The organism is Paraburkholderia sp. BCC1884, from assembly GCF_900996225.1.
Taxonomy (GTDB): domain Bacteria; phylum Pseudomonadota; class Gammaproteobacteria; order Burkholderiales; family Burkholderiaceae; genus Paraburkholderia.
Genome location: NZ_CAAJGL010000145.1, coordinates 182,195 through 206,808, shown reverse-complemented (window position 1 = coordinate 206,808; position 24,614 = coordinate 182,195). Strand labels below are relative to the sequence as shown.

At 62.5% G+C, this 24,614-nt stretch carries 22 protein-coding genes; 10 read left to right on the top strand and 12 right to left on the bottom strand.

The features are described from left to right. Window positions 1–404: 404 nt before the first annotated feature. On the top strand, window positions 405–827 hold the full coding sequence (locus FQ705_RS31935) for a VOC family protein (protein ID WP_260854682.1): 423 nt from the start codon (window positions 405–407) through the stop codon (window positions 825–827). A 116-nt stretch (window positions 828–943) separates the two neighbouring features. On the opposite strand, the gene FQ705_RS31930 is transcribed toward FQ705_RS31935, so the two are convergent. Continuing rightward, window positions 944–2,752 carry an NAD(P)/FAD-dependent oxidoreductase gene (locus FQ705_RS31930; protein WP_144148683.1) on the bottom strand — a complete coding sequence of 603 codons (1,809 nt, stop codon included), beginning with the start codon at window positions 2,750–2,752 and terminating at the stop codon, window positions 944–946. Between the two features lie 85 nt (window positions 2,753–2,837). Beyond that, a complete protein-coding gene (locus tag FQ705_RS31925) occupies window positions 2,838–3,992 on the bottom strand; it encodes a sigma-54-dependent Fis family transcriptional regulator (RefSeq protein ID WP_144148682.1) in 1,155 nt (384 codons plus the stop codon). Between the two features lie 234 nt (window positions 3,993–4,226). Here FQ705_RS31925 and FQ705_RS31920 point away from each other — a divergent pair, with 234 nt between their 5' ends. The 4 genes from FQ705_RS31920 to FQ705_RS31905 all read left to right on the top strand — a co-directional run bounded on the left by FQ705_RS31920 (window position 4,227) and on the right by FQ705_RS31905 (window position 6,600). Next, on the top strand, window positions 4,227–4,973 hold the full coding sequence (locus tag FQ705_RS31920; RefSeq protein ID WP_144148680.1) for a GntR family transcriptional regulator: 747 nt from the start codon (window positions 4,227–4,229) through the stop codon (window positions 4,971–4,973). An 80-nt stretch (window positions 4,974–5,053) separates the two neighbouring features. Next, window positions 5,054–5,884 carry a sulfite exporter TauE/SafE family protein gene (locus FQ705_RS31915; RefSeq protein ID WP_409934755.1) on the top strand — a complete coding sequence of 277 codons (831 nt, stop codon included), beginning with the start codon at window positions 5,054–5,056 and terminating at the stop codon, window positions 5,882–5,884. Continuing rightward, complete coding sequence (locus FQ705_RS31910; protein WP_260854680.1) at window positions 5,881–6,225, top strand: DUF1634 domain-containing protein; 345 nt, start codon at window positions 5,881–5,883, stop codon at window positions 6,223–6,225. The genes FQ705_RS31915 and FQ705_RS31910 overlap by 4 nt, the downstream gene beginning before the upstream one ends. A gap of 108 nt (window positions 6,226–6,333) precedes the next feature. Further along, entirely contained in the window at window positions 6,334–6,600 is a 267-nt protein-coding gene (locus FQ705_RS31905) for a hypothetical protein (RefSeq protein ID WP_144148674.1), read from the top strand. A gap of 52 nt (window positions 6,601–6,652) precedes the next feature. Here FQ705_RS31905 and FQ705_RS31900 read toward each other — a convergent pair whose 3' ends face one another. Both FQ705_RS31900 and FQ705_RS31895 read right to left on the bottom strand, forming a co-directional pair. Beyond that, on the bottom strand, window positions 6,653–7,903 hold the full coding sequence (locus FQ705_RS31900; protein ID WP_144148672.1) for an arsenic transporter: 1,251 nt from the start codon (window positions 7,901–7,903) through the stop codon (window positions 6,653–6,655). A 34-nt stretch (window positions 7,904–7,937) separates the two neighbouring features. After that, window positions 7,938–8,954: a sensor domain-containing diguanylate cyclase gene (locus FQ705_RS31895; RefSeq protein ID WP_144148670.1), complete on the bottom strand. Its 1,017-nt coding sequence runs from the start codon at window positions 8,952–8,954 to the stop codon at window positions 7,938–7,940. Between the two features lie 210 nt (window positions 8,955–9,164). Here FQ705_RS31895 and FQ705_RS31890 point away from each other — a divergent pair, with 210 nt between their 5' ends. The 3 genes from FQ705_RS31890 to FQ705_RS31880 all read left to right on the top strand — a co-directional run bounded on the left by FQ705_RS31890 (window position 9,165) and on the right by FQ705_RS31880 (window position 11,007). Next, complete coding sequence (locus FQ705_RS31890; RefSeq protein ID WP_144148668.1) at window positions 9,165–9,719, top strand: cytochrome b; 555 nt, start codon at window positions 9,165–9,167, stop codon at window positions 9,717–9,719. 85 nt (window positions 9,720–9,804) lie between these two features. Then, window positions 9,805–10,380, top strand: a complete 576-nt coding sequence (locus FQ705_RS31885; RefSeq protein WP_144148666.1) for a YceI family protein — start codon at window positions 9,805–9,807, stop codon at window positions 10,378–10,380. 48 nt (window positions 10,381–10,428) lie between these two features. Further along, window positions 10,429–11,007 (top strand): YceI family protein, encoded by a 579-nt coding sequence (locus FQ705_RS31880; protein ID WP_144148664.1) that lies wholly within the window; start codon window positions 10,429–10,431, stop codon window positions 11,005–11,007. A 128-nt stretch (window positions 11,008–11,135) separates the two neighbouring features. On the opposite strand, the gene FQ705_RS31875 is transcribed toward FQ705_RS31880, so the two are convergent. Beyond that, on the bottom strand, window positions 11,136–12,119 hold the full coding sequence (locus tag FQ705_RS31875; RefSeq protein ID WP_144148663.1) for a hypothetical protein: 984 nt from the start codon (window positions 12,117–12,119) through the stop codon (window positions 11,136–11,138). A 430-nt stretch (window positions 12,120–12,549) separates the two neighbouring features. Here FQ705_RS31875 and FQ705_RS31870 point away from each other — a divergent pair, with 430 nt between their 5' ends. Beyond that, the gene (locus tag FQ705_RS31870) at window positions 12,550–13,164 is read left to right on the top strand and encodes a hypothetical protein (protein ID WP_260854693.1); all 615 of its coding nucleotides are present in this window, start codon (window positions 12,550–12,552) and stop codon (window positions 13,162–13,164) included. A gap of 226 nt (window positions 13,165–13,390) precedes the next feature. On the opposite strand, the gene FQ705_RS31865 is transcribed toward FQ705_RS31870, so the two are convergent. After that, entirely contained in the window at window positions 13,391–14,269 is an 879-nt protein-coding gene (locus FQ705_RS31865) for an alpha/beta fold hydrolase (protein ID WP_144148659.1), read from the bottom strand. A gap of 48 nt (window positions 14,270–14,317) precedes the next feature. Next, window positions 14,318–14,671 carry a BON domain-containing protein gene (locus FQ705_RS31860; protein WP_144148657.1) on the bottom strand — a complete coding sequence of 118 codons (354 nt, stop codon included), beginning with the start codon at window positions 14,669–14,671 and terminating at the stop codon, window positions 14,318–14,320. A gap of 411 nt (window positions 14,672–15,082) precedes the next feature. Between FQ705_RS31860 and dinB the strand changes: the two genes are divergently transcribed. Beyond that, window positions 15,083–16,249 (top strand): DNA polymerase IV, encoded by a 1,167-nt coding sequence (gene dinB / locus FQ705_RS31855; protein WP_144148654.1) that lies wholly within the window; start codon window positions 15,083–15,085, stop codon window positions 16,247–16,249. Here dinB and FQ705_RS31850 read toward each other — a convergent pair. The 5 genes from FQ705_RS31850 to FQ705_RS31830 form a co-directional block, all read right to left on the bottom strand. After that, window positions 16,216–17,673 carry a heavy metal sensor histidine kinase gene (locus FQ705_RS31850; protein WP_144148652.1) on the bottom strand — a complete coding sequence of 486 codons (1,458 nt, stop codon included), beginning with the start codon at window positions 17,671–17,673 and terminating at the stop codon, window positions 16,216–16,218. The genes dinB and FQ705_RS31850 overlap by 34 nt on opposite strands. Continuing rightward, window positions 17,670–18,356 carry a heavy metal response regulator transcription factor gene (locus tag FQ705_RS31845; protein ID WP_144148650.1) on the bottom strand — a complete coding sequence of 229 codons (687 nt, stop codon included), beginning with the start codon at window positions 18,354–18,356 and terminating at the stop codon, window positions 17,670–17,672. Before FQ705_RS31845 ends, FQ705_RS31850 begins: the two co-directional genes overlap by 4 nt. 88 nt (window positions 18,357–18,444) lie before the next feature. After that, complete coding sequence (locus FQ705_RS31840; RefSeq protein ID WP_144148648.1) at window positions 18,445–19,950, bottom strand: efflux transporter outer membrane subunit; 1,506 nt, start codon at window positions 19,948–19,950, stop codon at window positions 18,445–18,447. Continuing rightward, window positions 19,947–21,170 carry an efflux RND transporter periplasmic adaptor subunit gene (locus tag FQ705_RS31835; RefSeq protein ID WP_144148646.1) on the bottom strand — a complete coding sequence of 408 codons (1,224 nt, stop codon included), beginning with the start codon at window positions 21,168–21,170 and terminating at the stop codon, window positions 19,947–19,949. Before FQ705_RS31835 ends, FQ705_RS31840 begins: the two co-directional genes overlap by 4 nt. A gap of 23 nt (window positions 21,171–21,193) precedes the next feature. After that, complete coding sequence (locus FQ705_RS31830) at window positions 21,194–24,442, bottom strand: efflux RND transporter permease subunit (protein ID WP_144148644.1); 3,249 nt, start codon at window positions 24,440–24,442, stop codon at window positions 21,194–21,196. Window positions 24,443–24,614: the final 172 nt, after the last annotated feature.

The window sequence follows — 24,614 nt, the reverse complement described above, 5'->3', positions numbered from 1 at the left end:
ACATCATTGCGCGTGGAGATGCCGGTTTTTATAGGTGGTATTGCGAGCAAGCTCACTTCAAGATGGGGCCTGAAGCAACGGCATTGGATCATCGCCACATTGCGCTATCGAGTAAGTTTCCTTTCTGGAACATTACTTTCATAGTCATTGGAATTGCTTTCAATTTCAGAACGAAGCCTCGAACGATCCTGGTGTCGAGCAACGATGCCGCCGGAAATGCCACGAATGTGAGCAACCGCAAACCCCAGGCAAGTCGTTCCCGCACGAAGCGCGACTCCGTATGGCTTTCACACCCCGCTAGCCGGCGCGCTCAATGCGAGTTGTCGAATGTGAGCTATCGCTTATATTCTGACGTCATCGGGCGGTAACGGCATTGGGCCACCGCCATTCACGAGAGATCGACGATGACTGCCTCTATCCACACTATGAAGCTCAATCACCTGAGTTTTCCTTCATCCGACACACCCGCGACGGCCGCTTTCTTCGAACGATATCTGGGCTTCACGATCGCAGGATCGTGGGACCAGTCGTACATTCTCAAACGACCCGGGTTTGACGTGGTGATCGATCACGCCAGCGGCGACAAGCCGGTATGGCCTACTGCGTTTCACGCCGGCTTCGAACTGCCTACCCTCGGTGACGTGCGCGAGTTATACGAGCGCTTCAAGACGGAAGGCGTCGACATGGAGACTGAGATTTTCAACAATGGCCGCGGTTCGCGTTTCTTTTGCCGGGCGCCAGGCGGCGTGATGTTCGAAATGAACACGCGCTCGGACGCCGCAGCGCAATATCGCAATACGTTTGACAGCCAGGCCTTGACTGCTTGAGAACGGCAACCAGTTGGGCGACCGAGGTGGCCTACGGCACGTTGCCGCGCCACCATCCGCCGATGAAACAGCCGCGCTGAAGGCGAACGCGATCAGCGCGGCATGTCCACGTGGCACTACGCCACGTGGTGGACCTCCTGCAATCCGAACACCGGCGTCGCGATACCTTCCATGCGCGCCTTGAGTTGCAGCGACAGATACTGCGAGTAGTGGCGCGACTGATGCAGATTCCCGCCATGAAACCAGAGCGCATCCTGCTGCGTGGGTTTCCACATGTTGCGCTGCTCGCCTTCCCACGGCCCAGGGTCCTTCGTCGTGCTGGAGCCGAGTCCCCAGACCTTGCCCACCTTGTCCGCCACTTCGCGCGAGATCAGATCGGCGGCCCAGCCATTCATCGAACCATAGCCGGTGGCGAACACCACCACGTCCGCGTCGAGTTCACTGCCGTCGCTCAATAGCACCGAGTGCTCTTTCAGCTCGACCACGTCCACGCCGCTCTTCAGCTTGATCTTGCCGTCGGCGACGAGTTCCGATGCGCCGACGTCGATGTAATAGCCCGAGCCGCGTCGCAGATACTTCATGAAGAGCCCGGATTCGTCGTCGCCGAAGTCGAGCATGAAGCCGCTCTTTTGCAGACGGTCGTAAAACGCGGCGTCGCGCTCACGGATCGCGTTGAAGACCGGAATCTGGAACTCGTGAAGAATCGCGTACGGAATCGAGGCGAAGGTCAGATCGGCTTTCGAGGTGGTCATGCCGGCCGCCACCGCGCGCTCCGAATAGAGATCGCCGAGCGCCAGGTCCATCAGCGAATCCGACTTGACGATATGAGTCGACGAACGCTGCACCATCGTCACGTCGACGCCGGCTTCCCACAGCGCGGCGCAAATGTCATGCGCCGAATTGTTCGCGCCGATCACGACCACCTTCTTGCCGCGATAGCCGTCCGGGCCGGGATGCTTCGACGAATGGTGCTGTTCGCCCTTGAACACGTCCATGCCCTTGAAAGCCGGCACATTCGGTTTGCCCGACATGCCGGTGGCCAGCACCAGTTGCTTCGGCCGCAAGGTGATCGTGCGTCCTTCGCGCTCGACTTCGACGACCCACTCGCCTTTTGCCTCGTCATAGCGCGCGGATTGACAGGTCGTGCCGCCCCAGTAATTCAGCTCCATCACCTTCGCATACATCTCGAGCCAGTCGCCGATCTTGTCCTTCGGCGTGAAGACCGGCCAGTTGTCCGGAAAGGGCAGATAAGGCATGTGGTCGTACCAGACCGGATCGTGCAGGCACAGCGTCTTGTAGCGTTTGCGCCAGGCGTCGCCAGGCCGCTCGTTCCTGTCGATGATGATGGTCGGCACACCGAGCTGGCGCAGCCGCGCGCCGAGTCCAATCCCGCCCTGGCCGCCGCCGACGACCAGGCAATACGGTTGCGCGGAGGTGCCCAGCGCGTCGAGTTCGGCCTCGCGATTTTCCTTCCAGCTGGTGCGATCGGGACGCGCGCCATGTTCCGCACCCATCGGCCGCTTGGCGCCTTTAGGTTCTTCGTGGCCCTTGAGCTCGGCCATCGTCGTCAGCAAGGTCCAGATGCGGCCGTCCTGCAAACGGATAAAGCCGCTGCCGCGCGCCACCTCGGTTTCGAACGTGATCCAGCCTTGGGTGATGCCGTTCGCGTCGGTGGCGGGCTCGGCCTCCTCGGCGAGCCGGAATGTCGACGGCTTGATGGCATCCAGTTGCGCCTTCAGCATCTCCGCGATCTGTTCGCGGCCTTCCAGCGTCTTGATGTTCCAGGTGAACGCGACCAGATCGCGCCAATAGCAAACGGGCTGGAACAGATCGACGGCGGCCTCGACATCGCCCCGTCGGAATGCGGCTTCCAGCGTTTCGAGCACACTGGATATCGTCGCGTGAGTCACATTGTTTTCAGGCATGGTTGCTCCTCCATACAGAACGGATAATCGAACGTCGATAGAAAACGCGGGTTCTATGCCCGCTAGAAAAACAGAAACTGCGCCGCTAACACTTATGCGGCGGTTTGATGCCGAACCGGGCAATCCGCCGGTATAACGTCGCGCGTGAAATGCCCAGCGCCTGCGCGGCCTGGTCGGTGCGCCATTTCGCGTCGCCGAGTGCCGCGACGATGCGGCTACGTTCGAGGGCGTCGTCGTCGGACAGAGGCGACGTCAACCGGGCTGCGACGGGCTCATTGGCCGGCGTCGTCGGCACGGGTCGTCTCGCACTGCGGGCGAGCGCTGGCGGCCGTACGCGTGCATGGAGCGGCGAGCCCGTGTCGTTCATCCTCAGCGACACGAGACCACGCGCCGCCTTGGCATCGAACAGACGGTCGGCCGGAATATCGAATAGCTCGCTCACATGACGCGGCATCTGATTGAGCGCCGGAATGCATTCGCGCGCACGACGGTTCGCGGCGATCGCGTTGCCGCACGCGTCGATGGCGATGAGGATTTCCGGCTGCGCTTCCACGTAGTGACGATTACGATGCGCCAGCAACACCCAGCAGTCACTCGCGGCATTGAGAAACCAGGCATCTTCGATCAGCAAGGCGCCTTGCCGCACCATGTGATTGACGAGCCGCTGGCTCTCGCGCTCGTCGGGCGAACGCACGGCGGACGCATCCAGCACGCCGAGCAACTCTCCGTGCAAGCCGAAAATCGGCGAGGCGCTGCAGGTCAGCGTGGTGAAGGCCGCGCGAAAGTGATCGGTTCGGTGCACGGTGATCGGCTCGGCGTCGAGCAGCACACTCGCCACGCCGCACGTGCCCTCCTCGCGTTCCGACCAGCACGAACCGAGATAGAGGCCCGCGCGCTTGAATTCGTGGCGTCGCTCGCGGTCGACGCGGTAGTCGATGGTCACGCCTTGCGCGTCGGTCAGCATCACGCAGTAGTCGGCTTCGCGCACCATTTCGTGCAGCCGCGACAGACACTGGCCGGAGGCACGCAGAAAACTTTCTTCGCGATGCTGAACATCGCGCAGTTCGGGGACGGTGAGAACGCGCGGACCGACGGTCGCGCCCGGGTCGAGATGGTACTGCTCGAGCGAGCGGCGATACGACGACGCCAGTCTCATGCCATCGGCACCGGGACGCAGCATCCGACCTTCGATCACATTGCGCACACGGTCGATATGTCTGATTGACGGCACATACGGCATGACGAGTCTCCGGGCGAATTCAGCACTTGACTGCTGCTGGAAACATTGTGCGCCACTGCGGGCGCAGCATGCTTCGGTAGCTGAAATCTCAGGGTGCATTTTTAGCACGATGAGACGGGCAGATCACACCGCAGTGCACCATGATGGCCCGTGAGACTTTTTTCTCACCGTACCCGGCAAAAGTGCAACCAGGCTGGCTTGACACCATCACATCATGACGTCATGATGTCTTACATGATGACCGATTCCGAAAGCCCGCTTCCGCTCTATGCGCAAGTCGAAGCGGCGCTCGCCGCCCAGATTGCCGACGGCACCTATCCGCCCGGCGCCCAGTTGCCCAACGAGGCCAGCCTCCTCGCCACTTACGGGATCAGCCGCACCACGCTGCAAAAAACGGTGCAGAACCTGATCGCGCGTGGCCTGATCGAAATTCGCCGTGGCAAAGGCACTTTCGTCGCGCAACCGCGGCTCACCCAGCCGCTCACCGAACTGAGCGGCTTTGTCGAAGACATGCGCGCACACGGTCGCCATCCGAGCGCGCGCCTGATCGCCAGACGCGTTCAGAAGGCCAGCGAGACGGTCGCCGCGAGGCTGTCGCTTGCCCCCGGCACAGCGGTCGTGCACATCCAGCGCGTGCGCATGGCCGACGGCACGCCGCTGTCGTTCGACGAAACCTGGCTGCCGCAAGACATCGGCGAAAAGATCATGGAAGACGATCTCGAAGCCGAGCCGATCTTTACCTTGCTCGAAGAAAAGTACGGCGTGCCGCTGATCGAAGCGGAGTATCGACTCGAAGCCATCCTCGCGGACCAGGCCGTTGCGCGGGCGCTCGATATTGCGCCGGGCAGCCCGATTTTCCTGATCGAGCGCACCTCGTTCGGCGAGGGCGAGCGTCCCGTCGATTATGAAAAGCTGTACTACCGTGGCGACCAGATCCAGTTCGTCACCCGTCTCGCCCGGCGCAAGCCATCCCGTCGATGAGCGGCGCGACAGCAGTCCTCCATTTGCACGACACGCTCTGGCTGTTCGCGGTCTCACTCGGCGCGAGCGCGTTGGGCGGCATGCTCGGCATGGCGAGCGGCATCTTCATCGTGCCGATCCTCACGAGCTTCGGGCACCTCGATATTCATGTCGCGATCGGTGCCAGCATCGTGTCGGTGATCGCGTGTTCGTGCGGCGGCGCTGCGCCCTTTCTGCGCGAGCGTTTGACCCATGTGCGGCTCGCCGTGGTGCTGGAGACGGCGACCACCCTGGGCGCGCTGTGCGGTGTGCTGCTAAGCGGGCTGATTCCGGTTGCCGTGCTGTATTTCATCTTCGCGGCGATCCTCGCGCTGTCGGCTCGGCAAATGCTCATCCGGCGTATCGATCCGATGGATGCCATGGGCGCAGCCACCAGCGATGCAACGAACGGTGGCGCGACACGCAGCCTTCCTTGGGGCGCGTCTTTACAACTCGATTCGAGCTATCCGGATCGCGCGCTCGGACGCGAGATCGCCTACCGTGTGCAGCGCATTCCACTGGGCCTGTCGCTGATGTACGGCGCGGGTCTGATCTCGGCGCTGCTCGGCATCGGCAGCGGCGTGCTGAAGATTCCCGCGATGGATAGCGCCCTGCGCCTGCCGATCAAGGTGTCCTCGGCCACGTCCAATTTCATGATCGGTGTGACGGCGACGGCGAGCGCCGGCGCGTATTTCCTGCGGGGAGAAATCGTGACGGCGATCGCGGGTCCCGTGGCCTTGGGCTCGGTGGCCGGCGCGGTGCTCGGCGGCCGGATTCTGATGCGCGTCCCGAACGACAGGCTGCGACTGCTATTCGTCGCCGCGCTGGTCGTGCTGGCGGTGCAAATGCTGCTCGAAGCATTCGGCGTTCATCTGTTCGGTGGCCCCGCATGAGCCGGATGAGCCGCGCCAGTCGCCGCGACGCAGCGACCGGCGCGCACCTCGAACGGTGGCTCGCGAACCTGCTTCACTACGGCACCTGGCTCGCCGCGAGCACGATTGCGATCGGTCTGGTCATGGCTTCGGCCGCCGCATGGGCGCCTCGGGGTTCGGCAGGCGCAGCCGTCGGCATGCGGATCATGAGCGCCGGGATTGCGCTTTTTATCCTGCTACCGATAATGCGGCTTATATTGATGTTAGGCGTGTTCGTGCGTCAACGCGATTATCGGTTCGGTGCGATTGCCGCACTCGTGCTGGCGATCGTGGCCACCGGATTGCTGATCGGCGCGGCGTGAAATGGTTGCCGCGAACGCGCCCTGGTATGATGCCGGTCGCACGTTCCGATCGGCGTCCGGTCGTGCACCGCGCCGCACACCGCATTTCCTCCAGCCACGAGAGTGATCATGCCTGCCCAACACGACGAAGTTCCCACTGCCAGCACCACGCCGGCCAAGCCGCGGCGCAAGAGGCTGCCCATTGTGGCGCGTAATCTCCTGATGGTAGCCGTCGGTGTCGTGGTCTTTGCAATCGTCGCGACGGTGGTGCTTTACGGTCCGATTACCTATGGCGACCAGATCCCGAACTTCGGCATCATCCTCATGCTGACGGTGCCGGTGATCGCGGGCGTGGCGTTCAGAGTCGGACTCGACGCCTGGATGGACCGCGAATGAGCGGCGGCGGCACGCGTTTACTCGCGGCGCGCGGGCGCTGACGGGCGCGCGTTCAGCCGATCAGGATTCGCGCGGCGAGCGCCAGCACCAAGGCCGGCAGCATCACCACCACGCCCACCTTCAGAAACTTCAGGAAGCTCACGTCTTCGCCCTCGCGGCGAATCGCGTTGAGCCAGAGGATCGTCGCGAGCGAGCCCGTGATCGACAGGTTCGGGCCGAGATCGACGCCGATCAGCAGCGCGTCGATCACACGCTCGGGGCTATGCGCCTGCATCACCGTGGAACTCGCGATCAGCCCCGCCGGCAAATTGTTCATCAGATTGCTGCCGATCCCAATGATGCCGCCCGCCCAGGCCGCCGTGCCCGGTTCGCTGTGTTGCGCGGCTTGCCGCGTCAGGTTCGCCAGTGTCGTGATGACGCCGGTGTGATCCAGCACTTCCACCAGCACGAACAGCGCGGCAACCAGCGGCAACACGCTCCATGAGATGTCGCGGATCAGCGGCAACGGCGATTTGCGCTCCTGGATCAGCACGACGAGCGCAGTGAGCGCGCCGAGTATCGCGGTAGGCAACCCGAGCGCGATGTCGAAGGCCGACACGGTCAACAGCACTGCGGCCGTCACCGCGATGCCCGCCAGCGCAACGCGCCCGCTGGAAGACAGTTCGAGTGGCTCGGGATTCGCCTCGCAGCGACCCGACAACGCACTACGCTGGGTCCAGCGCAACAGTGCATAGGTGGCGACGATCGACAGCAACGAAGGCAACGTGAAGCGCATCAGCCAGGTGCCGAGCGCAGGCGTGTGATTGCCGTACAGCACGATGTTGGCCGGATTCGAGATCGGCAGCACGAAGCTCGCTGCGTTGGCGATGAACGCGCACACGAACAGCAAGGGCAACGGTGGCGTCTTCGCTTTCCTGGCGGCGGCAAAGACAGCGGGAGTGAGGACGACCGCGGTGGCGTCGTTGGAAAGAAACGCCGTGATCACCACGCCCACCAGATAGACCAGCAGGAACAGCTTGCGCGGCGATCCTCGAGCATGATTGACCGCCAGCACCGCCACCCAGTCGAACAGTCCCTCGCGACGGCCCACTTCTGACAGCAGCATCATGCCGAACAGAAACAGATAGACGTCGGTGCCTTTGCCGACCGCCGCCATCGCCAGCTGAACCGGCAGAAGCCCGAGCAACACCAGCAACAGCGCGCCGGCGACGGCCCAGACCGCCTCGGGCCATTTGAACGGGCGGGCGATCACACCTGCCGTGGCGGCCGCCGCGATACCCCAGGACAAAAAAATGGAATTCACAACCTGGATCCAGGAAAGTTTGACAGGGGGCGGTTCAAGCCGTCCGGTTGACTGCGGCAATGCAGTCGCGCCCGTTGTCTTTCGCCAGATATAACTGCGTATCCACGAGATTGACGAAAGCGACGGGGTCGTCGGACTGCGCCGGAATGACGGTTCCCACACCGAAACTCGCCGTGACGGTCTGCCGGAACGGCGAGCGCTCGTGCGCGAGTTCTTCGGCGCACAGTTGGCTGCGGCATCGCTCGACAACCTGCCGGGCCGCCTCCGCGCCGGTATTGGGCAGGATCAGCACGAACTCTTCCCCGCCGAACCGGCCGACGAAGTCGCCTGGCCGCACCGCGTCGTTGAGCACGCCCGCGACGCGCTTGAGGCAAGCATCGCCCTGCACGTGTCCGTAGTAATCGTTGTAGGACTTGAAGAAATCGATATCGACCATCGCCAGCGAGAGCGGCGCGCCGTGACGCTGGGCTGCGCTCCATTCGCGCTGCAGCACCGCGTCGAATTCGCGGCGGTTGCCGACGCCGGTGAGGCCATCTTTGAACGAGAGCGCTTCGAGTTCGCGCTGCAACGCGGCCAGCCGCTCTTCGGTTTTCTTGCGCTCGCTGATATCGAACATGAAACCGACCAGTGCGTGCACCTCGCCCGCTTCGTTGCGCACGACGTGCACCACATCGCGCAACCAGACGTATTCGCCCGCGCTCGTCAACGCGCGATAGTCCGCTTCGTGGTCGGTGCCCGCCTGCGATTGAGCGACGCAGAAATTGACCACCTTGTCGCGGTCTTCAGGATGCATGCGCGCGGCCCAGTCCTGCACGGTCTTCCAGCTTGAGGGTGCCCATCCCAGCAGGGTTTCGATCTGCGGACCGATGTAGGCGAACTCCATGGTCGCCCAATCGATCTTCCACGGGATGGCCCGGGTCGATTCGAGCAGGGTGCGATAAACGGCGGCGTCGTGCTCCATATAGCCTTCCGTGTCGCTCGCGGCTGTCGCCGTCTCGTGGCGGAGAAAATCCGCGCCCAGGGCAATGCCGTTCCTGTCCGTGCTGTTCATCGATTGAGTTCCCCGTATTGGTCTAGCCGGCAAATTAACACAGTGCCGCCCCGATCTCACCATTCCCGCCGTCCTGTCGCTTCTATCGTGGCCGGATTACCTTCACGGCGACAACAATCTGTTCCTCTCCACCCGCCTATTCAGTTTTCATTGGCATCCCTACTATCCGCATTCACCTGCGACACCTTCATGACCCACGAGCCCGAACGAATGAATTCCCGTCCTTCCGATCCGCAGCGATACCACGGCGGCGCGATTGCGCTGCACTGGCTGATTGCCCTGTTGATTCTCTGCGGCTTCTATCTCGGCTGGACCATGACCGACATTCCCGGCTTCACGCCCACCAAGCTGAAGTATTTCTCGTGGCACAAGTGGATCGGCGTGACGGTTTTCGCGCTCGCCGTGGTCCGCGTGCTGTGGCGCGCGACGCACCGTGCACCCGCACTCGATAGCGCGACGCCCACATGGCAAAAGGCCGCCGCCCATCTCGTGCATGGCGTGCTGTACGTGCTGATGCTGGCCATTCCGCTGTCCGGCTACTTCTACAGCTCCGCTGCCGGCATTCAGGTGGTGTATCTGGGCATCGTGCCGCTGCCGACCTTCATCGGCCCGGATCAGGCGCTCAAGGCCAGCTTGCGCACCGTGCACGTGCTGCTCAATTACACCTTGCTCGTGCTGGTCGCCATGCATGTACTGGCGGCGCTCAAACACCAGTTCGTCGACCGCGACGGACTCCTTGCCCGAATGATCCCGTTCCTGAAGTAGCCGCCGATTGGCTACAGCTGGTTGGCAATCTAATTCCCAACAACGTGCAATCAAAGCACCTGGGTTCGATAGGATGCGTACCACCATGAAATCCACTCTCGCACACTCCGCCTCCCGCGCGACGCTCGCCGGTCTCGTCGCCCTCTCGTTGCTCGGCGCAGGCCTCGCGCACGCCGACGTCGACGCGAGCAAAAGCAGCGTCATTGCCACCACCAGACAGATGAACGTGCCGGTCGACGGCAAGTTCAGGAAGTTTTCCGCGCAACTGAATTTCGATCCCGCCAGGCCCACTGCCGGCAGCGCCAACGTGTCGATCGACACCGGCAGCTACGACCTCGGCGCGGACGACTACAACAGGCAGGCCCAGGGCAAGGAATGGTTCGATAGCGCGACCTATCCGGCAGCCACCTTCGTGTCGAGCGCGATCGCGCCGGCCGGCGGCAACCAGTACAGGATCACCGGCAAGCTCACTATCAAGGGCAAGTCGCAAACCGTTGTCGTGCCCGTCACGATCGCGAGCCAGGGCGCCACGCAAACCTTCGACGGCTCGTTGCCGATCAAGCGCTCGCAGTTCGACGTCGGCACGGGCGAATGGAAAGACACGTCGGTGGTTGCCGACGAGGTCGTCATCAAATTTCACATCGTCGCTTCGAAGAAGTAACTCGACACACGAAGCGTCGCAACACTTTCTGAAAACCTGGAGAACATCTTGAAGAAATCATTCCTGCTCGCCGCCGGCGCGCTGGCCGCCGCCTTGTCGTTCAACGCCATGGCAGCCGATACGTATCAGCTCGACCCGACCCACACCTACCCGAGCTTCGAGACCGATCACTTCGGCGGCATGTCGATCTGGCGCGGCAAGTTCAAGAAGAGCAGCGGCACCGTGGTGCTGGATCGCGCGGCGAAAACCGGCACGGTGGACGTGACGATCGACATGAGCTCGGTGGATATCGGCAACGACAAGCTCGACGCCGAACTGGTCACCGACAAGTTCTTCGACGTGACGAAGTACCCGACGGCAACCTACAAGGGCACGCAGATCCGCTTCGACGGCGACAAGCCCGTTGAAGTGATCGGCACGCTGACGATGCACGGCATCACCAAGCCGGTCAACCTGAAGATCGAATCGTTCAAGTGCTTCGTGAATCCGATGCTCAAGCGCGAAGTCTGCGGCACGGAATCGACCGCGACGTTCAATCGCGACGACTTCGGCATCGACTTCGGCAAGACCTACGGCTTCAAGATGCAAACCACGCTGCACATTCAGGCTGAAGGCATCAAGCAATAAGCGCTTCGCTTCACTCGCTTCGCTCCACACGTTTCGCTCAGACGGGGCGGCAACCGGTCGATCGCCCAGATCGCCACTGGGCTTGCCGCCTCGTCCACCCCTCTGCTGGCAGGTGGCCAGGCTTTGGTTCAGCCGCCCGTCAGCGAACGGAAATCGTCCACGGTTTCCGTGTAATTTCCCGTCTGCCCGTTCGATGTCACCGTGATACTGACGGTCGATGCATTCGCGGCCGTGATGGTCTCGACCGTATCGCTCGTCGACAGCTGGATCACGCCGGTCTGCACGTCACCGTTGCTGAGCGTGACCGGCGTCGGCGTCGCCACATTGAAGGCGATCGTCGCATCCGCCGCGCTCACGCTGATATTGCCGCTGGTGGCGAGCGTGTCCGTCACCGGATCGGTGCCATGCACGCGCGAATAAGTGAGCGAAGTGATCGTGATATTGCCGCTGATACTGCCGGAACCGGCGGTCTGCGTCCGGTTGAGCGTGACGCTCGGCGCGCTCGCGGTCGTGGTGGTAATGCCGGTTGTCGCGTCGTAACTCATCGTGTAGCTGACCGTGCCGTTCACCACCGTGGTGCCGTTCGTCGACGTGAGCGTCAACGCATTGGCCGTTTCGACAGCGCTGTACGACCAACTGCTCGCGGCATTGCCAACCAGGCCTTGCACGCTCGTCATCTGCACGCTGACCGAACCGCTGATCGCGGCATTGTCGGCCACACCCGGCGCCTTGACCTGGCCCACGCATTGATTGAAGCTGACCGTGGCGGTCTCGCCGTTTTGCAGCCCGCTCGCAGCCGCGCCTTGCGTGGCAATCCCGATCGAGCCGCTTGCCGCGCAGGCCGTCGTCGTATTTGCGCTGGCGGCAGTCACACCGCTTACCAACGACTGCACCACGGACGTATAGATCGCCGCGACACCCGGCCCCGACAACATACCGAAGGCGCCTGCATAGCGCGCCACATGCTCGCTCTGCACCGCCGATGACAGCTTCAGCACGCTGACACCACCGCTGCTACTACCCGAACCACCACCGCCACAGCCGCTCACCACCATGGTTGCGGCCATAGCCAATACGAAACCGAACGACTTCGGCGTTTGAGACACAAACATAACTACTCCAGATTCAGAAAGCCGGTCGTGCACACACACTCTGACGACACACGCGAAACGAAGCGCCACACGCTTCTTTATTCAGACGAATAGACTCGTTTTTCTGACCGCCGTGTGCGTGGCGAACGGGTCATCGGATGGCTAATTATCAAAGCACGCGACGACCGGCAATTTAACGATTAGCCCTTTAAAACAGGCTTATTCTGCTTGGTCGATGGATTTGAATCGCCTGTTTGGCAGGACTTACAGGTCATAACTTCCGGTTTCGTCGCGCACCAGAACTTGAGCGCGAAGAGCCCGTGTTTCCGGCCGCTATTCATCCATTTGAACCGCATGGTTAAACCGTAAAGTCAGCGCACGAAAATGACCCTTGTCGGGAGATGGTGCGGTGAAACAGGTAAAAAATGCGGCTCTGATCGCCGTGGTGGCGATGACGATGGCAGCAACAGTAGAGGCGCAGGAGGTGTATGTCCACGGCGGCACCTTGGGTGCCGGAGCCGGCGTAGCCTTGCCGCTCAATACGTGGTCCGGCGTGCACGCGGAATTCGAAGGGTTCGGTTTGTCGCATTCGGTCAACGTCAACGACAACGAATACGACGGTCATCTCAAGCTGCTGCAAGGCGGCCTGTATCTCGATCTGTTTCCCTTCAGTTCGAGCAGCTTTCGCGTGACGGCCGGCGCCCTCATCAACGACGACGAACTGACGGCCCACGCCGTGCCCAACGCACAAGGCAACTACAAGATCGGCGACGACTTCGTGCCGGCCGTGAGCACGGCGCCGTCGGCCACGGTCACACTGCCGCGCGTCATGCCCTACCTCGGTATCGGTTTCGGTCACAAGCCAGTGTCGAAAGGCTTCGGCCTGACACTCGATCTCGGCGTGGCATATGGCCGTCCGCGCACGAACTACAGTGTCCCGGCGATCTACTCGATGTTTACGACCCAATCGAACATCGACGACGAAGAGCGGAAAATCAGCGACAAGGTGGACCGCTACAAACTTTACCCAGTGGTACAGATCGGCGTGAGCTACCGGTTCAACTAAGTCTTCGCTGGGTGGTTACCGCAGCTTTCGCGGCGGGAGCGTTTACTCGCCACGCCACCCCGATTGCCCCAGCACGTCTGCACGAAATTCACGACCTCGACGATCTTTCTTCTCGACTATCTCCAGGGACGGGCGCGAACTCGCTACGCTAATAGCGCCAAAAGCCAACGGGGCCACCGGTCATCGACCCGGTGGCCCCGTCGACCCTCCGTTCAGCGTGGAACGATCAGCTTCCGTTCCAGCCGCGCAGAAAATCCACCAGCAACGCGTTGACGCGCTCGGGCTGCTCTTCTTGCGGTAAATGTCCGCACTGGGCAATCGGCTCCGCGCGCAAATGCGTGGCCATGCCTTCCCACACGGCCTTCATGTCGAACATGCCGCCCACGGCATAGAAGTCCTCGCCCCACAGCGCCATCGTCGGGCAGGCAATCTTGACGTCGGCGTCGACCAGGTCCTGTGCGACGTCCTCGGAGTTCGCCCGATAGTCGGACATCGCGCCGCGCACCGCGCCCGGCCGCTTGTAGGCCTTCACATAGGTTTCGAAATCGGCGCCTTCGATGGTGTGCGGGTTGTAGCACCAGTCCGCGAAGAAATGATGCAGCCACACCTCTTCCTTGCCCGCGATCAGCGTTTCCGGCAGATCCGGAACCAGATGGAACAGGAAGAACCAGTAAGCGCGCGCGGTCTGCGGATTCATGTTCTGCGCCACCACGCGCGTCGGCACGTTGTCCATCACGACCAGCCGGTCGACCCGTTCCGGATGATCCTTGGTCAGGCGCGTCGCTACGCGCGCGCCACGGTCGTGCCCAACTAGCGCGACCTTGCCGATACCGAGTTCATCCAGCAGTCGCACGATATCCAGTGCCATATTGCGCTTGTCGTAGCCCGAGCCCGGCTTGTCGGTCTCGCCATAACCGCGCAGGTCCGGCGCAATCACGCGATAGTGGCGCGCCAGCACGGGAATCTGATATCGCCACGCAAAGCTGGTCTCCGGGAAGCCATGCAGCAGCACGACAACCGGACCGCTGCCCGCGTCCAGATAATGTTGCCGGATGCCGTTTGCTCGAATCGTATGATGCCTGAGCGTGATCGCATCTGTTTCCATGGTGGGTTCCTTGAAGTGATCGAGGGCAATGAGCGCGAGAGGCGGCGCTTATTGCGCGCCTTCTTCTTCGACGATCAGACGATTGTCGACATCGCTCACTTGCGGAACGCGTTTAGCCACGTCGCCTGCCACGTCGATCTGCTTCGAGTCAGGTACGGTGCCGACCAGCGACACCGTGCCTCCCTTGACCAGCACCGCGATGTTGCTGGAGGTCAGGCCTTTGGTCGAATGCAGCGCGTGACGCACGGCTTTCGACAACTGGCGGTTGTGCTGGCGCGCATCCGCCTTGCTCGTGGCTGGTGCGGCTTGCGATGCGGCAGTGTCGGACGTGCTTTGAGCGATGGCGGCGTTCGAGAGTAGTGCGAGAACGGCGCAAGTGGCGGCGAGTGTGGAAATTCGCATGATGGACATCCTGAGAATGGATTTGATGACGACGGCGATGAGGACCATGTTGCAACGACAAAATGTTAGTCTGCGTTGCGCCGCGAAGCCGCTGAAATATTGTTAAAGCTCGCTAATCGACGCCCATTTAGCACAGGTACCGCAGCGTATTGGCCTGTGCAACGTGCGATCCGCCCGATCCCCGCGAGGTTGCCCGCCGAAGGCAGGTTCAGAATAATTAAGCCGCCGGCGAGCGCGTCGTTCCGATTCAGGCCTTAAGGATTGTTAAACCGGCCCTCACACGATCCGGGTGCTGAACGCTTCGGGAGTGCATGGCGCCGCGCGTGGCAAGGTACTATGACGGTTTGGCGGCAGAGCATCGCGTGCCGCATCCACCGCTGTCGTCGTTCCTGTCATTCGTTTTTGTCCAACATGAGTTCTGCCAGCCGCCGCATCGCGCACCTCGACATGGACGCGTTCTACGCGTCCGTCGAGTTATTGCGCTATCCGGAACTACGTGGTCAGGCCGTCGTGATCGGCGGCGGCCGCAACGGCGTGCCGCAAACGCTGGAAGACGGTAGTCGCCGTTTCGCGAAACTGCGCGACTATGCGGGTCGCGGCGTGGTGACCACCTCCACTTACGAGGCTCGCGCGCTCGGCGTCTTCTCGGCAATGGGTATGATGAAGGCGGCCGTCCTCGCACCCGACGCGATTCTGTTGCCCACCGATTTCGACTCGTATCGCCACTACTCGCGTCTCTTCAAAACAGCGGTCGCGAGTTTCACGGATCGCATCGAAGATCGTGGCATCGACGAAATCTATATCGATCTGACCGAGTTGCCGGGCGAGCCGAGCGAGATCGCCGCGCGCATCAAAGAGGCAGTCAATCAGGCCACCGGCCTCACCTGCTCCATTTGCGTGGCGCCCAACAAACTGCTGGCGAAGATCGGCTCCGAACTCGATAAGCCCGACGGCCTGACGATTCTCACGCCGGCCGACGTGCCGCTGCGCGTATGGCCGCTGCCGGTGCGCAAGGTGAATGGAATCGGCCCGAAGGCGGCCGAGAAACTGACGGCACTCGGCCTCGCCACGGTCGGCGACCTGGCGGCGGCGGATGCGGGACTGCTGCAGGATCACTTCGGGCGCAGCTATTCCGCGTGGCTCACGCAGGTTGCGCAGGGTTACGACGAGCGGCCGGTCGTGGTCGAATCGGAACCCAAATCGATGAGCCGTGAGACGACCTTCGAGCGCGATCTGCATCCGCGTCATGACCGGCCGGCACTGTCCAGTTCATTCACGGGCTTGTGCGTGCGGGTCGCGGAAGATCTCGTGCGCAAGGGCTATGTGGGGCGAACCGTGGGCATCAAACTGCGCTACGACGATTTCCGCACGGTCACGCGCGATCTGACGCTGGACACCCCGACGGCCGACGCCACCGAAATCCGCCGTGCGGCCACCGAGTGTTTGCGGCGAGTGGAGCTGAACCGCAAGCTGCGGCTTCTGGGTGTGCGAGTGAGCGCATTGACGCCGGCCAACGCGGTGACCCCGCCACGGCGTCTGCCGGTTCAGGCCGACTTGCCCTTCGCCAGCGACGAATAGGCACCGGCCTCAGCCGTCGATGCTCCGGCATTCTGGCGCGCGCTCGGGGCGCTGTTCTCCGCGCGCAAAACGCCGATCGAAAATGCAAAGCTATTGACGCCGTGCGCACTGTGGGCCGATACCGAGCCGCGATGCATCTCGGCGATTGCCTTGACGATGGCCAGACCCAGCCCATGATTTTCACGGCTATTCGTGCGCGAGACTTCCGCGCGATAGAACCGGTCGAACAGATGCTCGAGCACGCCGGGCTCGATCGGCTCGCCCGGATTGGCCACGACCACGCGCACCTGATCTTCGTCGCGCACGATCGTCACACTGATTGCCGCGCCGGGCGCGCAGTGCTGGATCGCGTTCATCAGCAGATTCGTGCAGGCCCGGCCGAATAGCGAGCGGTTCACACGCGCCATGGCGTCGCCGCGCAAGTTCGCATGAACGCGCGCCTCTTCGAGCGGAATCTCCAGAAACTCCAGGGTATGCGCGACTTCGGCCGCGAGCGATACCTCGATGAGTCCCGTCGCCCGTTCGCCCTGATCGGCGCGCGCCAGGAACAGCATGTCGTTGATGATTGCGCGCATGCGCTCGAACTCTTCGAGGTTCGATTGCAGCGTATGGCGCAGATCGTCGACCGAACGATTACGCGTCAATGCCACTTCGGTCTGGCCGATCAGAATCGTCACCGGCGTGCGCAGTTCATGCGCGACGTCGGCGTTGAACGATTCGAGCCGCCCATATGCGCCGTCGAGACGCTCCAGTGCGCCGTTGAAGGAATTGGCCAGATCGTTCAGTTCGAGCGGCAGGAAGGCCGTATTCAATCGCTGCGAGCGGTTGTTCGGACTCACCGCCGAGGCGTCGCGCGTGAGGCGCGTGAGCGGCGCGAGGCCGAGCCGGGTCACCGAATAGCTGAGCAGCAGCACGGCGAGACTGCCGAGCGCCGACAGCGCGGCGAGCGCCGAGCCGAATACGCGCATGGTGCGAATGTTGGGGGAATAGCTCGCGGCCACCTGCAATTGCACCGGCGGCCGTGCGCCGTTAGCCGGGATCGACACCGTGGCGGTCAGCATGTCCTGGCCGCCGCCCGCGGGCGTCACGCGCGTGTAGCCGCCGGACCAACTGGTCACCTCGGACCCGTCGACCGGTTGGCCGTAATGGAACGACGGATCGCTGCTCGTGATCGAGTACAGCGTACTGCGGTCGTGCGGCGTCATGTCGGTGAGCTTTTCGCGCGCCATGCGCCACTTCTCCGGCGTCACCGCGTGATAAACGATGATGCGCGCAATCTGCGCGCGATCGTCGAGCGACTCGCGCAGATGGTGTTCGAGCTGGGTACGCAACACCAGGAACAGCCCGGTGCCGACCAGCGTGAACACGGACAGTGCCACGAGCGCGAACATCAACGCGAGACGACGGGCAATCGAGCGGTTCATATCTGTTCTGCCTCTTCGCGCACTTCGAGCACGTAACCCATGCCGCGCACCGTGTGCAGCAGCTTCGAGGAGAACGGGCCGTCGAGCTTGGCGCGCAATCGTTTGATGGCAGTCTCGACCACGTTGGTATGACTGTCGAAATTGACGTCCCAGACGAGTTCGGTGATGGCCGTCTTCGAGAGAATATCGCCTTGCCGACGGGCCAGAACGCTAAGCAGCTGGAATTCCTTCGCGGTCAGATCGAGGCGCACGCCGTCGCGGGTAGCGCGGCGGCCGATCAGGTCGACGAACAGGTCGCCGACCGAGATCAGCGTGGATTCCTGCGAGCGGGTGCGGCGCGCGAGCGCATGCAGGCGCTCGACCAGTTCGAGGAATGAAAAAGGTTTGGTGAGGTAGTCGTCGGCGCCTTCGCGCAAACCGCGCACGCGGTCGTTCACGTGATCGCGCGCGGTCAGCATGATGACCGGCGTGGACTTGCGCATGCGCAGCGCCTTCAGCACGCTGAAGCCGTCGCGTTTGGGCAGCATCACATCCAGGACGATCACGTCGTAATCGAATTCGGTGGCCAGATGCATGCCTTCCTCGCCGTCGAGCGCGACGTCGACGACCCAACCCTGTTCAGTCAAGCCGGAGCGCAGGTAGTCCACCACCTTGTGCTCGTCTTCAACGATCAGCAATTTCATGCGCGTCCCCTTGTGTCTGCATTATACGAAACGCCTGGCATCCCTTGTGCGTGCTGGTAACTGGACGGTTGCATCATGATCTGGCGGCTCACCGGGCGGGCGCCATCGCCTCCTTCGTGGTGTCGGTCTGCGCGGGTTTCGACTGGTCCGACAGGTCCGTGCCGACGTCCCAGCCGCCGCCCAGCGCCTTCACCAGCGATACCGACAAGGTCATCTGCTGGCCGTGAATCTGCACGTCCTGGCGCTCGGCAGTCAGTAGCGACTGCTGTGCGGTAATCACATCGAGGTAGGCAACGAGGCCGCCCGAATAGCGGTCGTTCGCGAGCGAGAGAAGCCGCTGCGAATCGGACACCGCCTCATGCGACTGTTTCGCCGCGCCGTCCAGCACCGACAGCCCGGTGATGCCGTCCTGTACCTGCTGGAATGCGGTGAGCACGGTCTGGCGATAATTCGCCTCGGTGGCCTGGTAGCCCGCGCTCGCGTACTTCACGTTGGCCTCGCGGCGGCCGCCGTCGAACAGCACCTGCCCCACTGCCGCGCCGAGCGTCCACATCAAGGTGGGCGCGCTCAGCAGACCGGCGAATTGCGTGGCTTCCCAGCCGATGCTCGGCGCAAGCGTCAGGCTTGGAAAGAACGCCGCTTTGGCCACGCCGATCTGCGCGTTCGCCGCCGCCATCGCCCGCTCGGCCGAGGCCACGTCGGGGCGGCGTTGCAGCACGTCGCTCGGCACGCCGAGCGGGATCGCCGGTACCTGTGTGTCGAGCACCTTGGGCTCGATTGCGAACTGGGGCGCGGGCACGCCGACCAGCGCGGCAATCGCGTGTTCGAACTGCGCGCGCTGATTCAGTAAGAGTTGCGCCTGCACCCTGGTCGAGTCGAGCAGCGACTTCTGCTGCAACACGTCGAGGCCCGATACCGAGCCGAGATCGTGTTCGGAGGTAACGTAATCGAGCGCCTTCTGCTGCAGTTTCACCGATTCGTTCAGCACGTTGATCTCGGCGTCGAACTCGCGCAGTGAAAAATAGTCGGTGGCGAGGTCGGTGGTCAGCACGAGGCGCGCGTTGGCGAGGTCGTCTGCCGACTGCTGCGCGGAGGCCGCCGCGCCTTCCACTTCGCGGCGTATCCGGCCGAATAGATCGGTGTCATAGCTGATCGTCGGGCCGAGTTGCACGTTGTTCTGCACGGTCGACACAGTCGGTGTGCCGTAATTCGTCTGCGGGCGGCTCTGCGAAATCCTGAAGCGCGATCCTTGCGCTGCGAGGTCGACTTCGGGAATCTGCTGCGCGCGGTTGTTCGCAAGCGTCGCCTGGGCTTGCGCATAGTGCGCGCTGGCTGCGGCCAGCGTCTGATTCTGCGCCAGCGCCTGGCTTTCCAGCGTGGCCAGCGTCGGATCGCCGAAGGTGCCCCACCAGTCGGGCGACATCGGCGCATGCGAGGGTTCGGCGACCCGCCAGTACGAGTCGGTTTGCCAGGCGGGCGGTGCTTCTGCTTCGGGCCGATGATAATCGGGGCCGACGGTACAGGCGGCCAGCAAGGCCGCGCCCGTCGTCGCGGCAACGGTGGTAAGAGTCCGACGGGACCGCGTCAACTTCACGACGCCCCCTTGGCGTTCTTCTGCGGCTGCGCGATCTGCACGTGATCGCCGTCCGCAATCGAATCGCTCGGGTTGATGATCACCTTGTCGTTTGCCGCGATCCCACTTTCGATTTCCAGCGACTGCCCCAGGTCCTGCGCGATCACGACCTTGTGCAACTGCACGTTGCCTTGTGCATCGACCACGGCAATCCGCGGACCTTCCGCGCGAAACAGCAGCGCATTGCCCGGCACCATCAATTTTGCGTGAAGGGCCGCCGGCACCGCGACCTGCACATACGCGCCGGGCCGCAGCTTGTCGTCGGGGTTGGGCAGCGTCACTTCGACCTGCAACGAACGCGTGGCCACGTCGATCGCGCCGGAGATATGCGTGATCGTGCCGTGGAACTGCTGCCCCGGCAATTCGGCCTGTGTCACCACCACCTGCTGGTTGACGGACACATTCTGCGCATACGCCTGCGGCAATTGCACATAGACACGCAAGGGGTCCGACTGTGCCAGTGCGAACAGCGCGCGACTCGTGCCGCTGCCCGCATCGATCAGGTCGCCGACGTCGACGTTGCGCTGCGTCACCACGCCCGCGAACGGCGCGACGATCCGCTTGAACGATTCGAGTTGCTGCAGGCGCTTCACGTTGGCATCGGCGGCGGCGAGATTGGCGACATCCTGCGTATAAGTGCTCTGACGCTCGTCGAGTTCCTGCTGCGAAACCGCATCGCGTTGACGCAATTGCTGCCAGCGCTCCAGCGAGCTTTTGGCGAGGCCGAGGCTCGAACTGGTCTGCTGACGCTGTGCCAGGGCCTGCGCCAGTTCCTGGTCGACTTCCGGTGTATCGAGGTCGGCGAGCAATTGACCCTGCTTCACGCGCGCGCCGATATCCGCATACCAGTGCAGCAGATAGCCGGTCGAGCGCGCATAGATCGGCGACTCGACGTAGCCGCGCAGAGTGCCCGGCAACAGCGTATTGCCGCCGCCGTCGGTCTGCGTCGGGCTTACCACGTTGACGTACTGGGCGGCGTTCTGCCTGGTGGTCGCCTCGACGGTACGGTTCTGCAGCACGTTCGCGATCACCGTGCGTAATGCGCCGATGGCAAGCAGCGCCAGCACGATCCAGACGGCGATCTTGGCGCGCTTCCATTCACGGTGGCGCGACGGCAAGGCGTGGCCGCCTTCGGTGTCTCGCGAGGGAATCGCTAGCGATGCATGGGTCTTTTCGGTCATTTCAGTCAGCCGTCATTTAACTTTTACGCGGGCTTGCCAGCGCCGCCGTGATCCGGCGCGGGGCCGTCGTGGCCATCGCCATGTTGATTGCCGTCGCCGTGATTGTTCGCGTCATCGGCGCCGCCGTCACCGCCATGGCGGCGGGCGAGGCGGCTATGAATGCCCGCGAACACCAGCGGCACGAAAAACAGCGTGGACACCGTCGCGAACAGCAAGCCGCCGATCACCGCGCGGCCCAGCGGCGCGTTCTGTTCAGCGCCTTCGCCGAGACCGAGCGCCATCGGAATCATGCCGATGATCATCGCGAAGGCCGTCATCAGGACCGGCCTGATCCGGCTTGCACCGGCTTCGAGCGCGGCGGTCAAGGGCGGTGCGCCGGCCGACAGCCGCTGGCGCGCGAACGACACCATCAGGATACTGTTGGCGGTCGCCACGCCCATCGTCATGATCGCGCCGGTCAGGGCAGGCACGCTCAGATGCGTGCCCGTTAGAAACAGCATCCAGACAATCCCGGCCAGCGCCGCCGGCAACGCGCTAACGATGATCAGCGGATCCACCCACGACTGGAAATTCACCACGATCAGCAGATACACCAGCACGATCGCCATCGCCACGCCGACGCCCAGGCCAAAGAACGAACTACGCATGGTCTGCACCTGACCGCGCACGGTGATCTGACTGCCGCGCGGCAGCGAGGCGCGTGCCTGACTCACCAGCTTGTCGACCTGGTCCGCCACGCTGCCCAGGTCGCGTCCTTCGACGCTCACATACAGGTCGATCACCGGCTTGATGTTGTAGTGCGTGACTTCCGCGAACTGGTTCTGCGGTGAGACGCGCACCAGATTGCCGAGCAGTTGCGTCGGCCCAGTGCCCGACCCCGACACCGGCGTGCGCAGCAGTTCATCGATCGACGAAATCTGATACTGCGGTGTCTGCACCGCGACACTGTATTCAACACCGTTCTTGTTGTTGAACCAGAAACCCGGCGACGTTTGCGAGCTACCCGACAAGGAGATGAGCACGTTCTGCGCCACGTTGCTCGCACTGAGATTGAGTTGCTGCAGGCGCGTGCGATCCATCTGAAGATTGATGGCCGGTTCATCGAGTTTTTGCTGGATATGGGTATCGACGGTGCCGGGGATCATCCGCACCTGTTTCAGCAGCTTGCGCGCGACATCGAAATTGCCTTCCTGATTCGCGCCGGAAATCTGCACGTCCACGGCGGCGGGCAAGCCGAAGTTGAGAATCTGCGTGACGATGTCGGCCGGCTGGAAAAAGAACTCGGTGCCCGGAAAACGCTGCGGTAAAACCGCTCGCAGCTTGTCCATGTAGGTTTGCGAAGGCTCGTGATCTTCGTTCAGGGCGACCTGTATTTCTCCGTCGAGCGTGCCGATCGTGCCCGAGTTGCTGTACGAGAGATTGATACCGCTATACGGCAGCCCGAGGTTGTCGAGGATCGTGCCGAGTTCCTTCTCGGGCACCACCTCGCGAATCACGTTTTCCACCTGGTCGGCCAGACGCGCGGTTTCCTCGATACGGGTGCCGGTCGGCGCGCGCATGTGCAGACGAATGTCGCCCGCATCGACGCTTGGGAAAAAGTCCTCGCCGAGCACGAAAATCAAGCCCATCGAGACGACGCAAAAGCCGAGAAACAGACTGCCGAACAGACCACGGCGCACCAGCACGCTGCTCAGAATCATAATGTAGCCCGCGCGCATCCGCTCGAAGCCGCGATCGAAGCGGCGATACAGGCGCATGAACAGATTCGGCTTCGCGCCCTCTTTCGGCTTGTGCGCGTGGCCCATCAACAGCATCGCTAGAGTCGGCACCAGCGTGCGCGACAGAATGTAGGACGCGAGCATCGCGAACACCACCGCTTCGGCAAGCGGTACGAACAGGTAACGTGCCACGCCGGTCAGGAAGAACATCGGCACGAACACGATACAGATACACAAGGTGGACACCAGCGCGGGAATCGCGATTTCGCCCGCGCCGTCCAGAATGGCGTCGTGCAGATTCGTGCCCATATGCAGATGCCGTTCGATGTTCTCGATCGTCACCGTCGCGTCGTCCACCAGAATCCCGACCGCTAGCGCAAGGCCGCCAAGCGTCATGATGTTGATGGTCTGCCCAAGCGCGTGTAGCGCGATCAGCGAAGACAGGATCGACAACGGAATCGAGATCGCAATGATGCAGGTGCTGCGCCAGTTGCCGAGAAACAGCAGAATCATCGCGGCGGTCAGCGCGGCGGCCACCAGCGCCTCACGCACCACGCCCTGCACCGCCGCCTTGACGAACACGGACTGATCGAACAGCGGCGTGATCTTGAGGTCGGGCGGCAATGCCGATTGCGCATTCGGCAAGATACCCCGCAGCGTATTGACGATCGACAGCGTGGAAGCACTGCCGTTCTTGAGGATCGATATCAGTACGCCGCGATGACCGTCCTGCCGCACGATATTCGTCTGCGGAGAGAAGCCGTCGCGCACGTGCGCCACCTCTCGCAGATACGTGGTCGCACCGTTGAGCGTACGCACCGGAATGTCGTTGAGGCCCTCCACCGTGGCGGGCGAGCCGTTCATGTTGATCGTGTATTCCTTCGGACCGATCTTGGCCGTGCCGGTCGGCAGAATCAGGTTTTGCGCGTTGAAGGCGTTGACCACGTCGGACGGTGTCAGGCCTTTGGCGAGCAAGGCGCGTGTATCGAGGTCGACCGAAATCAAACGCGATTTGCCGCCGTAGGGATACGGCACGGCGGCGCCGGGAATCGTCACGAGCTGCGGGCGCAGGAAGTTCAGCGCCGTGTCGTTGAGCGCCTGCTCGGAGAGTTTCGGGCTCGACAGGCCAAGCTGGATCACCGGAATGCTCGAAGCCGAGTAGCTGATCACGAGCGGCGGTGTGGCGCCCGGCGGCATCTGCTTGAGCTGCGCCTGTTCGACCGCCACCGTCTGCGCGATCGCGGTCTGGATGTTCGCGCTGGGTTGCAGGAAGATCTTCAGGATCGCGATGCCCGCGAGCGACTGCGACTCGATGTGTTCGATGTCGTTGACCGTGGTGGTCAGGCTGCGCTCGTTGACCGACGTGATGCGGTTGGCCATGTCTTCGGCCGACAAGCCTGTGTAATTCCAGATGATGCTGACCACCGGAATATTGATTTCCGGCAACACGTCGACCGGCGTGGTCAACAGCACGAACGGCGTCGCCAGCAAGATCAGAATGGCCATCACGATGAACGTGTATGGCCGCTTAAGCGCAACGTTAACAATCCACATGAAACGCGCCCGAGAAGATGCTGGTAGGGATGGAAAAATTAGCGCTTATGCTAGATCGGTGGCACCAACACCTGCATGGCGCCAAAATGGCGGAATTGTCAGGAAGGCTAATGTAAGCGTACAGGCTGTTTCGAGCGCGACATGACCACCCGATGTGCAAACGTTTGATGCC

Bases quoted from the DNA above. Each gene is read 5' to 3' on its own strand.
- FQ705_RS31905 (WP_144148674.1), top strand. From the start codon at position 6,334: ATGCCTGCCCAACACGACGAAGTTCCCACTGCCAGCACCACGCCGGCC.
- FQ705_RS31910 (WP_260854680.1), top strand. From the start codon at position 5,881: ATGAGCCGGATGAGCCGCGCCAGTCGCCGCGACGCAGCGACCGGCGCG.
- FQ705_RS31835 (WP_144148646.1), bottom strand. From the start codon at position 21,170: ATGACCGAAAAGACCCATGCATCGCTAGCGATTCCCTCGCGAGACACC.
- FQ705_RS31830 (WP_144148644.1), bottom strand. From the start codon at position 24,442: ATGTGGATTGTTAACGTTGCGCTTAAGCGGCCATACACGTTCATCGTG.
- FQ705_RS31845 (WP_144148650.1), bottom strand. From the start codon at position 18,356: ATGAAATTGCTGATCGTTGAAGACGAGCACAAGGTGGTGGACTACCTG.
- FQ705_RS31920 (WP_144148680.1), top strand. From the start codon at position 4,227: ATGATGACCGATTCCGAAAGCCCGCTTCCGCTCTATGCGCAAGTCGAA.
- FQ705_RS31850 (WP_144148652.1), bottom strand. From the start codon at position 17,673: ATGAACCGCTCGATTGCCCGTCGTCTCGCGTTGATGTTCGCGCTCGTG.
- FQ705_RS31865 (WP_144148659.1), bottom strand. From the start codon at position 14,269: ATGGAAACAGATGCGATCACGCTCAGGCATCATACGATTCGAGCAAAC.
- FQ705_RS31860 (WP_144148657.1), bottom strand. From the start codon at position 14,671: ATGCGAATTTCCACACTCGCCGCCACTTGCGCCGTTCTCGCACTACTC.
- FQ705_RS31870 (WP_260854693.1), top strand. From the start codon at position 12,550: ATGACGATGGCAGCAACAGTAGAGGCGCAGGAGGTGTATGTCCACGGC.
- FQ705_RS31885 (WP_144148666.1), top strand. From the start codon at position 9,805: ATGAAATCCACTCTCGCACACTCCGCCTCCCGCGCGACGCTCGCCGGT.
- FQ705_RS31875 (WP_144148663.1), bottom strand. From the start codon at position 12,119: ATGTTTGTGTCTCAAACGCCGAAGTCGTTCGGTTTCGTATTGGCTATG.
- FQ705_RS31895 (WP_144148670.1), bottom strand. From the start codon at position 8,954: ATGAACAGCACGGACAGGAACGGCATTGCCCTGGGCGCGGATTTTCTC.
- FQ705_RS31915 (WP_409934755.1), top strand. From the start codon at position 5,054: ATGCTCGGCATGGCGAGCGGCATCTTCATCGTGCCGATCCTCACGAGC.
- FQ705_RS31890 (WP_144148668.1), top strand. From the start codon at position 9,165: ATGAATTCCCGTCCTTCCGATCCGCAGCGATACCACGGCGGCGCGATT.
- FQ705_RS31935 (WP_260854682.1), top strand. From the start codon at position 405: ATGACTGCCTCTATCCACACTATGAAGCTCAATCACCTGAGTTTTCCT.
- FQ705_RS31925 (WP_144148682.1), bottom strand. From the start codon at position 3,992: ATGCCGTATGTGCCGTCAATCAGACATATCGACCGTGTGCGCAATGTG.
- dinB (WP_144148654.1), top strand. From the start codon at position 15,083: ATGAGTTCTGCCAGCCGCCGCATCGCGCACCTCGACATGGACGCGTTC.
- FQ705_RS31930 (WP_144148683.1), bottom strand. From the start codon at position 2,752: ATGCCTGAAAACAATGTGACTCACGCGACGATATCCAGTGTGCTCGAA.